This is a genomic window from Acutalibacter sp. LFL-21 (assembly GCF_025630755.1).
GTDB classification, from domain to species: Bacteria; Bacillota; Clostridia; order Oscillospirales; family Acutalibacteraceae; genus Acutalibacter; species Acutalibacter stercoravium.
Genome location: NZ_JAOTNT010000033.1, coordinates 1 through 1,549, shown reverse-complemented (window position 1 = coordinate 1,549; position 1,549 = coordinate 1). Strand labels below are relative to the sequence as shown.

At 53.0% G+C, this 1,549-nt stretch carries 1 rRNA gene; it reads left to right on the top strand.

Features of this window, described 5'->3' with window-relative positions:
* Positions 1-1,454: ribosomal RNA gene (locus ODJ80_RS14005) — 16S ribosomal RNA — on the top strand; the annotation flags it as partial.
* Between the last annotated feature and the right edge of the window lie 95 nt (positions 1,455-1,549).

Below are 1,549 nucleotides of genomic sequence, written 5' to 3'. Positions count from 1 at the left end.
GGTGATTTAGCTTGCTAGAGATCCTTGCTTATCTTAGTGGCGGACGGGTGAGTAACGCGTGAGCAACCTGCCTTTCAGAGGGGGATAACGTCTTGAAAAGGACGCTAATACCGCATGACATTACGTTTTCGCATGGAGATGTAATCAAAGGAGCAATCCGCTGAAAGATGGGCTCGCGTCCGATTAGGTAGTTGGCGGGGTAGAGGCCCACCAAGCCGACGATCGGTAGCCGGACTGAGAGGTTGAACGGCCACATTGGGACTGAGACACGGCCCAGACTCCTACGGGAGGCAGCAGTGAGGGATATTGGTCAATGGGGGAAACCCTGAACCAGCAACGCCGCGTGAGGGATGACGGCCTTCGGGTTGTAAACCTCTGTCCTCTGTGAAGATAATGACGGTAGCAGAGGAGGAAGCTCCGGCTAACTACGTGCCAGCAGCCGCGGTAATACGTAGGGAGCAAGCGTTGTCCGGATTTACTGGGTGTAAAGGGTGCGTAGGCGGTTTGGTAAGTCAGAAGTGAAATCCATGGGCTTAACCCATGAACTGCTTTTGAAACTATCGAACTTGAGTGAAGTAGAGGTAGGCGGAATTCCCGGTGTAGCGGTGAAATGCGTAGAGATCGGGAGGAACACCAGTGGCGAAGGCGGCCTACTGGGCTTTAACTGACGCTGAGGCACGAAAGCATGGGTAGCAAACAGGATTAGATACCCTGGTAGTCCATGCCGTAAACGATGATTACTAGGTGTGGGGGGTCTGACCCCCTCCGTGCCGGAGTTAACACAATAAGTAATCCACCTGGGGAGTACGACCGCAAGGTTGAAACTCAAAGGAATTGACGGGGGCCCGCACAAGCAGTGGAGTATGTGGATTAATTCGAAGCAACGCGAAGAACCTTACCAGGTCTTGACATCCAGCTAACGAAGTAGAGATACATTAGGTGCCCTTCGGGGAAAGCTGAGACAGGTGGTGCATGGTTGTCGTCAGCTCGTGTCGTGAGATGTTGGGTTAAGTCCCGCAACGAGCGCAACCCTTACTGTTAGTTGCTACGCAAGAGCACTCTAGCAGGACCGCCGTTGACAAAACGGAGGAAGGTGGGGATGATGTCAAATCATCATGCCCCTTATGACCTGGGCCTCACACGTACTACAATGGCCGTTAACAGAGGGAAGCAATACCGCGAGGTGGAGCAAAACCCTAAAAACGGTCCCAGTTCGGATTGTAGGCTGCAACCCGCCTGCATGAAGTTGGAATTGCTAGTAATCGCGGATCAGCATGCCGCGGTGAATACGTTCCCGGGCCTTGTACACACCGCCCGTCACACCATGGGAGCCGGTAATACCCGAAGTCAGTAGCTTAACCGCAAGGAGGGCGCTGCCGAAGGTAGGATTGGCGACTGGGGTGAAGTCGTAACAAGGTAGCCGTATCGGAAGGTGCGGCTGGATCACCTCCTTTCTATGGAGACTCGAAGAAAGCCAAGGTTTTCTTCCAACATCCAAGGTCAGACACGGATCTAACTTTTGAATCGTTGTTTAATTTTGAGGGTCCTT